General features: G+C 72.5%; 7 protein-coding genes and 1 pseudogene. 6 read left to right on the top strand and 2 right to left on the bottom strand.

Features of this window, described 5'->3' with window-relative positions; genetic code table 11:
• Nucleotides 1-99 precede the first annotated feature (99 nt).
• Nucleotides 100-717 (top strand): annotated as a pseudogene (locus tag PSH25_RS34010) (AAA family ATPase); the annotation flags it as partial.
• A gap of 612 nt (nt 718-1,329) precedes the next feature.
• Here the strand turns inward: PSH25_RS34010 and PSH25_RS16360 are convergent.
• Nucleotides 1,330-2,214, bottom strand: a complete 885-nt coding sequence (locus PSH25_RS16360) for a LysR family transcriptional regulator (RefSeq protein WP_238659905.1) — start codon at nt 2,212-2,214, stop codon at nt 1,330-1,332.
• Between the two features lie 82 nt (nt 2,215-2,296).
• Between PSH25_RS16360 and PSH25_RS16365 the strand changes: the two genes are divergently transcribed.
• Complete coding sequence (locus PSH25_RS16365) at nt 2,297-3,553, top strand: MFS transporter (protein WP_238659906.1); 1,257 nt, start codon at nt 2,297-2,299, stop codon at nt 3,551-3,553.
• 41 nt (nt 3,554-3,594) lie between these two features.
• Nucleotides 3,595-3,990, top strand: coding sequence for a hypothetical protein (locus tag PSH25_RS16370; protein ID WP_238659907.1), 396 nt, complete (start codon nt 3,595-3,597; stop codon nt 3,988-3,990).
• Nucleotides 3,991-4,042: 52 nt separating this feature from the next.
• On the opposite strand, the gene PSH25_RS16375 is transcribed toward PSH25_RS16370, so the two are convergent.
• Nucleotides 4,043-4,792: a DUF8817 family protein gene (locus tag PSH25_RS16375; RefSeq protein WP_238659908.1), complete on the bottom strand. Its 750-nt coding sequence runs from the start codon at nt 4,790-4,792 to the stop codon at nt 4,043-4,045.
• A gap of 167 nt (nt 4,793-4,959) precedes the next feature.
• Between PSH25_RS16375 and PSH25_RS16380 the strand changes: the two genes are divergently transcribed.
• The 3 genes from PSH25_RS16380 to PSH25_RS16390 form a co-directional block, all read left to right on the top strand.
• Nucleotides 4,960-5,886 carry a hypothetical protein gene (locus tag PSH25_RS16380; RefSeq protein WP_238659909.1) on the top strand — a complete coding sequence of 309 codons (927 nt, stop codon included), beginning with the start codon at nt 4,960-4,962 and terminating at the stop codon, nt 5,884-5,886.
• Nucleotides 5,883-6,335 (top strand): ABA4-like family protein, encoded by a 453-nt coding sequence (locus tag PSH25_RS16385; protein ID WP_238659910.1) that lies wholly within the window; start codon nt 5,883-5,885, stop codon nt 6,333-6,335. Before PSH25_RS16380 ends, PSH25_RS16385 begins: the two co-directional genes overlap by 4 nt.
• A gap of 5 nt (nt 6,336-6,340) precedes the next feature.
• Nucleotides 6,341-7,522 (top strand): sensor histidine kinase (locus PSH25_RS16390; protein ID WP_238659911.1); only part of this gene is annotated, 1,182 nt, incomplete at its 3' end.

A 7,522-nucleotide genomic window follows, 5' to 3' on the forward strand; every position in this document is an offset into this window, starting at 1 on the left:
GACGGCGCGCTTGGACACGGCAGCTTAGTGCGTGCTCGCGGCCTCGTCTGGGTCTGCGTGTACCAGCACCGGGGGCGCGTGCGGGACAGGGGTCACATGATGACGGCGTGCGCCGGCTGCGGTGACACCGCCCGTGCGGGCCCGACGTGCCGGGCGGCCCTGCGGGCGCTGGTCGATGGGTTCTGCGTTGAGCCGAGCGCCGCCCCGCCCGCCCTGTTCCGGGCGGTGCTGCGACGCGAGCCGGCGATCACCCCGCCGCCCGAGCCCACCGCGACGCGGGAACGGGTGCCGGTCGTCGGACCGGCCGGCCCGCTGCGGCAACTGCCGGCCGACCTGCCGGTGCTGTTCGGCCGGGAAGCGACGGTGCGCGGGCTGCTCGACGCGCTGCGCCACACCCCGGTCGTCCCCGGCCGGTGTCGGGTCGCGGTCGTCGTCGGACCAGCCGGTGTCGGCAAGACCGCCCTCGCGATCCACCTCGCCCACCTGCTACGCCCGGCCGGGCACGGCGCTCACCTCTTCGTCGACCTCGGTGGACCGGTGTCGGCCTCGTCTCGGCCACCGCGGGACACCGTCGCCGGCGCGCTGGACCCGGTGGTGATCCGTCTGCTGCACGCCTTCGGGGTGACCGGGGATCGGCTCCCCGAGCTGCCCGCCGACCGGCACGCGTTGCTGCGCGGCTGCCTCGCCGAGAGTCGCGCGCTCCTCGTCCTGGACGACGCGACCGACCTGGCGCAGATCCGGGCGTTGCTCCCGGGCGACGCGGCGTGCACGGTCATCGTGACCAGCCGACACCGGCTGGCCGGGCTCACGGACGTGCACCGCGTCGACCTCGGTCCGCTCGATCCGGTCGCGGCCGAGCTGATGTTCCGCACCGGGGCAGGGCTGGTCAGCAGCGACGAGTCGACCCGTTCGGTTGTCGCGTCCTGCGCGGGACTGCCGCTGGCGCTACTGATCACCGCCAGCCGCCTCGCCGGACGCCCACCGGCCATGATCCGCAGACTCGCGCTCGCGCTGCGGGACGAGCGCCGCCACCTCGACGAACTGGTGCTTGACGACCTGTCGGTCCGAGCGCGCGTCGCGGTGTCGTACCGCGCGGTGGGCTCGCTGGAACGACGAGCCCTGCGCCTGGTCAGCGCGGCCGGCGCGGCGGGCATCCCGGCCGGGCCGCTCGCCGCCGCGCTGGGGCTGGCCGAGGACCGGGTGGAACTGGTGCTCGAACAGCTCGCGGACGTGCATCTCGTGACGATGACCGAACCGATGTCCCGGGTGGTGCGCTACCGGACGCCGGAGCTGGTCCGGCTGTTCGTGACCGAGGAGCCGGGCAGTTTCTCAGGGCAGGAACTCGGCGGTCAGGCTGATCAGCGCACGTGCGGCAGCACCGACCGGGCGGTCCACCGGGGTGGCGAGGGACGCCGTCCAGTTCAGGTCGGCACCGGTGACGCTCAGCAGACGCACACCGTGGTCGTCGGTCACGGCGAAGCGGGGTAACAGCGCGATGCCGAGCCCGTGCCGCACGTGGTCGGCGCCGGTGGCGATGTCGGGGATCTCGATCGTGACGCGCCGGGACAGACCGGCGGCCGCGAACGCCCGGTCGGTCACGGCCCGGTTGCCGTAGCCGACCGGAGAGTCGATGAAGTCCAGCCCGGCGATGTCGGCGAGGGTGACCGCCTCCCGGGTGGCCAGCGGGTGGTCGTCCGGGACGACGAGGTCGAGGACCGAGCAGGCCAGCTCGGTGAGGTGGATCTCCGCCGGGGGCGGGCCGGGCAGTGAGACGAACGCGAGGTCGAGCCGGCGTTCCGCGAGGGCGTCGATGAGCCCCTGGGAGCCGTGCGGGGCGACGCTGGTGTGCAGCAGGACTCCGGGGTGCCGGCGGTGGAACTCACCGAGCAGGGCCGGCAGCTGCAGGAGCCTGGTTGACGTCATCGTGCCGATGCGCAGGATGCCGCGCAGGCCGCCGTGTACCTCGGCGACCGCGTCGCGGGCGTCGCGGGCCGCGTCGAGGGCGATCCGGGCGCGCGGCAGCAGCGCCGCACCGGCGTCGGTGAGGCGTACGCGCTTGGAGTTGCGGTCCAGCAGCGGCGCGCCCAGTTCGCGTTCGAGGGTCTTGACCGCCGCCGACACGGCGGACTGGACGACGTGTAGGCGGACGGCGGCGCGGGTGAAGTTCTGTTCCTCGGCCACCGCGACGAAGTACTCAAGTTGGCGGAGTTCCACACCGTCAAGTATCACCGATGGTGATCGTCACGAGCATCAACTTTCGTTGGACCTGATGCTTGGGTGCGGCAACAGTGGGGTCATGTCCTTGTCGACCCTGACACCCGGCCCTGCCATCCCCGATCTCAGCGACGGCTCGTCCCGCCGCCACGGCCGTGGCTTCTGGGCGATCGCCCTGGCGTTCCTGACCGCGATGGCGTTCTGCACCGTGCCGGCCCCGCTCTACCCGCTGTACATGGCGCGGGACGGTTTCTCCACGTTCATGGGCACGATCGTGTTCGCGGTCTACGCGGTGGGCGTGGTGATCAGCCTGCTGCTCGCCGGTCACGTCTCGGACTGGGTCGGCCGCAAGAAGATCCTCATTCCGGCGTTGGCGTTGGAGCTGGTGGCCGCCGCCCTGTTCCTCGGTGACCCGTCCCTGCCGGTGCTGCTGGTCGCCCGGCTGGTGAGCGGGCTGGGCATCGGCATGATCACCGCGACCGCCACCGCGTACCTGCAGGAGTTGCACGCGGCGCACCGGCCCGGCTCGTCCCGCCAACGCTTCGAGATGGTCTCCACCGCCGCCAACATCGGTGGCCTGGGTGTCGGCGCGTTGGTCGCGGGCGTCCTCGCCCAGTACGTCGACGCGCCGCTGCGTACGCCGTACCTGGTGTTCGCCGTCCTGCTGGCGGTGAGCATCGTGGCGGTCGCCCTGACCCCGGAGACCGTCGAGGAGTGGTTGGTCAAGCCCACCTACCGGCCGCAGCGGATCAGCGCCGACCACGGGGACCGGGCCGGCTACCTGGCCGCGGCAGCCGCCGGGTTCGCCTCCTTCGCCGTGTTCGGCCTGTTCACCTCGGTCGCCCCGGGTTTTGTCGCGGGCGCCCTGCACCTGCCGTCGCGGGCCCTGGCTGGCACGATCGTGTTCGCCGTGTTCGGCGGTGCGGCCGTGGCGCAGACCCTGACCAGCCGGCTCCCCGCCCCGGGGAAGGTGCGCCTGGGGCTGCTCGCCCAGGCCGTCGGCGTGCCCGTCCTGCTGGTGGGGATGCACACCGCCAACCTCGCGGCGTTCCTGGTCGGCGGGGTGATCGCCGGCATCGGCGCCGGTGTGCTCTTCAAGGCCGCCGTCGGCGCCGTCGCGGCGATGGCGGCACCCGCCCAGCGCGGCGAGGCCCTGGCCGGGCTGTTCCTCATCGCCTACGTGGGGATGATCCTGCCGTCTGTCGGCATCGGCGTGGCCACCCAGTCCGTTACCGCCGGCACGGCGATGAACTGGTTCACCGGGCTGCTACTGGTCATGCTCGCCGGCGTGGCGGCGCTGTTCCGCCGCAGCGCGACGAGCGCTCGGTCCGCTAACTGACGGTGATGGCGACTCTGAACCACCTTTGATGGGATGCTGCGGTGGTGATTCGCCGACACGCGGTCTGGCTCGGTCTAGCGATCGGGCTGCTCGCCGGCTGCTCCGAGCCGTACGCGCTGCCCGACCGGAACGCGGCTGACGTGCAGGCTGAGGAGGAGCGTCTCGCGACGCTCCTCCCCGCCGAGTTGCTGAACGGAGCAGGCACCTGCGAGGTCCGACTGCTGGGGCGAGACGGTTCTTCGTCGTTCGCCTGGGCGCACTGCGAAGCGGCACCGGGGGGCGGGGACGTCTTCGGACTTTCCATACCGGTGCGGGTGGACGGCGATCGCGTCACCCAGCCCGGCGACGGGAGCGCCTACTCCGTGAGCGTGCGCCGCATGTTCCCGGAGCGGCTGGCGGAAGCTGTCCTCGAGGACGACGGCAGGCTGCGGCCCTGACGGATTCGGGCGACAACGACATCGCCGAGGCCAGACGCGGGGAGGTCCGGGGTCAGCGCGGGTCGGGCCACCACGGTTCGAGGAGGGTGGGGTCGGCGACGTACTGCTCCACCTGCGTCCGCTGCTTCGGGGTCAGCGGCAGCGCCTGGAGGCGGGCACCCCACTCGGGCACCCGATCGTCCTTGTCCAACGCGGTCGCCAACTCGATCAGGCCGGCCAGCGCCATCGCCTGCTCGACCACCGGCGCGTCCTCGGCGCGGCGGCGCATCCCGGAGTCGAGCGCCCGGTAGGCCGCCCGGTCGTCCATCTTGAACTCGCGCAGGATCCGCGCGTTGTCGAGCACCCGGGCCAGGCCCTCAAGCTCCTTCGACCCGCCGTACTCCAGGTCCTTCGGCTCGTCGCGCTGGATGAAGACGATGTTGTTACCCGACGGGTCGACGATGCTGAACCGCGACGCCCCTTCGCGGTAGCGGGTTATCCGGGGCAGGCCCTTGACCAGCACCTTGCCGTAGCTGCGGCGCATCGCCTCGGTGAACACCGCGTGGTACGTCGCGACCGCGTCCACCATCACCAGGCAGCCGCCGGACTGCTCCTTCGCCGGGTCGAGGTCCTTCGGCGCGGGGCCGTAGTGCAGTTGGAACCCGCTCCACGTGAAGGCCAGGTACACGTAGGGCTTGAGCTGCTCGTAGGCCACCTCGAACCCCAGCGCCCGCCAGAACGCCAGGGTCTCCTCCGGGGCCGCGCAGTGCAGCAGCGGCACTGCGGTCTCGTTCGGCCGAATCTGGTTCTCATTGGGCGTCACGTGTCGCTCTCCGTCCCGTCGGCAGGCCGGCCATTGTGCCAGCACCACCGCGCGGCTTCGACGGGTTTTGTCTCCTACCCGGGGAGGAGGCGCGCTCCGACCACCGGCCGCAACCGGGGCTCGGGGTCGGACGCGATCGGCGGGCACGGCCACGAACATCTGCAGACATGACTACCGTTGTGCGTCGGGCGACGCGTTGGAACCGCCCGCTGATGGTCCTGGTATCCGTGATGGCGGTGCTCGCCGTCGTCGCCGTGGTCGGCGTCCTCGTCGACCCGCGCGTCCTCACCGGGGCGCCGATCTGGCTCAAGCCGTTCAAGTTCGCGGTGTCGTTCGTGCTGTACGGCGCGACGCTCGCCTGGATGCTCTCCCTGCTGCCCCGCCGCAGCCGGGTCGTCGAGTGGGCGGTCGTCGTCATCGTCGCGGTGGCGGTCGTCGAGAACGCGTGGATCATCGGTCAGGTGGTACGCGGGCAGACCAGCCACTTCAACGACAGCACGCCCCTGAACACCGCGTTGTTCGCGGCGATGGGCGCGGCGATCATGGTGCTGTTCTTCGCGCACCTCGTCATCGGGATCGTGGTGCTGATCCAGCGGATCCCCGATCGGGTCGCCAGAACCGCCGTCGGGTGGGGTCTCGGCCTGTCCCTGCTGGGCATGCTCGCGGCGGTGCCGATGGCGCTGCCGATGCAGGACCCGGGAATCGAGGGGATCGGTGGGGCGCACAGCGTCGGCGTGCCCGACGGCGGGCCGGGGTTACCTATCGTCGGCTGGAGCACCACCGGCGGTGACCTGCGGATCGGGCACTTCGTGGGGCTGCACGCCCTCCAGGCGCTGCCGATCCTGGCGATCCTGCTGACCCGGTTCGCGACGCGGTTGGACGAGCGCACCCGCGCCCGGCTGCTGGTCGTCGCGGGCGGCGCGTACGGCGTACTCACCGTGCTGTTGACCTGGCAGGCCCTGCGCGGGCAGCCGCTGCTGCAGCCGGACGCCACCACGCTCGCCGCGGTCGCGGCCCTGGCGGTCGCGACGGCGACCGCGACCGGCCTGGCGCTGGCCGGCAGGCGTCGCCCGGAACTAGTGTTGGCCGCGTGACCGCGACGCTGTTCTCCCTGACGTTCGCGGTGGCCGCGCCGTTCTGGGCGCTGATGATTTTGCTGCCCCGCTGGTCGTGGACCGCCCGGATCATCGCCTCGCCGCTGATCGTGCTGCCGGTCGTGGTGATCTACGCGCTGCTGGTGCTCCCGGCGTTCGGCGACGTGCTGCCGGCCGTGACGTCGCCGACCCTGACCGGGGTGCGCGACCTGCTCGGCACCTCCGACGGGGCGGCGGCGGGTTGGGCGCACATGATCGCGTTCGATCTGTTCGTCGGACGGTGGGCGTGGTTGGACAGCCGGGAACGGGGCGTGCCGGCGCTGGTCATGGCTCCGGTGCTGCTGCTGACCATCCTGCTCGGACCGCTCGGTCTGGCCGCGTACCTCGCGGTCCGGCCCCGGTGGCGGCGGCCGACGGCCGTCGCCACCGGCCCGCAGCACCTAGGCTGACCACCGTGAGCTGGCCGGCGCGACTGTTCGACATGCGGGACACGCTCGTGCGGATGGTGCTGCTCGACCTCGCCGGGCTGGGCTACCTGTTCTTCGTTCCGCACACCGCCAGCACACCCACGACGACACAGTGGATCCTCGCGGTCCTCGCGTTCACCGTGGGGCTGGCGGTGCACCGTTGGCCGGTGGTCAACCTGCTGGCGCAGGCCGCCCTGCTGGCGGTCGCGATCCGCCTGGTCGACGACGTCACCATCAACCAGGTCGGCGCGAGTTGGGCCCTGCTCGAGACCACCATGCGGGCGCGCCGTCCCCGGACCATCTGGCTGTCCGCCGCGCTGCTGGTGGTGGTGGACCTGACCGACTCGTTCGGCGACCCGGTCGGCCAGGTCGCCTCGGGCGTCGTCGGGCTGGCCCTGGAGGTGGGTGTGCCGGTGCTGCTCGGCCTCGTCATCCGCACCAACCGGGAGCTGAGTCGGCAGGCCGTGGAGCGGGCGGTGGCCGAGCAACGCCAGCACGAGTCGGAGAGCCGTGCGGCGCGCGCCGACGAACGCAGCGCCATCGCCCGCGAACTGCACGACGTCGTCGCGCACCACGTGGCGTCGATGGTCCTGCGGGTCGGCGTGGCCCGGCACGTGCTCACCGATTTGGACCCCCGGGTGGGCGAGGTCTTCGACGACGTGCACGGCACCGGTACCGCGGCCCTGGCCGAGCTGCGCCGGCTGGTCGCGGTGCTGCGCAACCCCGACGGGGTACGCGGTGACGCGGCGCTGACCGCGATCGAACCCTCCGCGCTGCCGGCGGCGATCGGCGCGTCCATCGACCGGGCCCGGCAGGCGGGTGTCACCGTGGAGGCCGATCTCGACCCGGCGATCGGTTCACTGGACGCGGTGCGCGGCATGGCGGTGCTGCGACTGACCCAGGAGGCGCTGACCAACGTGGCCAAACACGCGGGGACATCCGCGCTCGCGCACCTCGTGGTCGCCGTCCGGGACGGCTCGGTGCACTGGGAGGTCACCGACAACGGGCGCGGCGGGGTGCCGGCGGGCGTGCCGGCCGGTGGCGGGCACGGCATCACCGGGATGCGCGAGCGTGTCGAGGTTCTCGGCGGCCGGCTGGAGGCGGGCCCGACCGACACCGGGTGGCGGGTGCGTACCGTCCTTCCGGCCGGGGCCCCCGCGTCCGCCGAC

It is taken from the genome of Micromonospora foliorum (assembly GCF_022229015.1).
In the GTDB taxonomy this organism is placed as follows: domain Bacteria; phylum Actinomycetota; class Actinomycetes; order Mycobacteriales; family Micromonosporaceae; genus Micromonospora; species Micromonospora foliorum.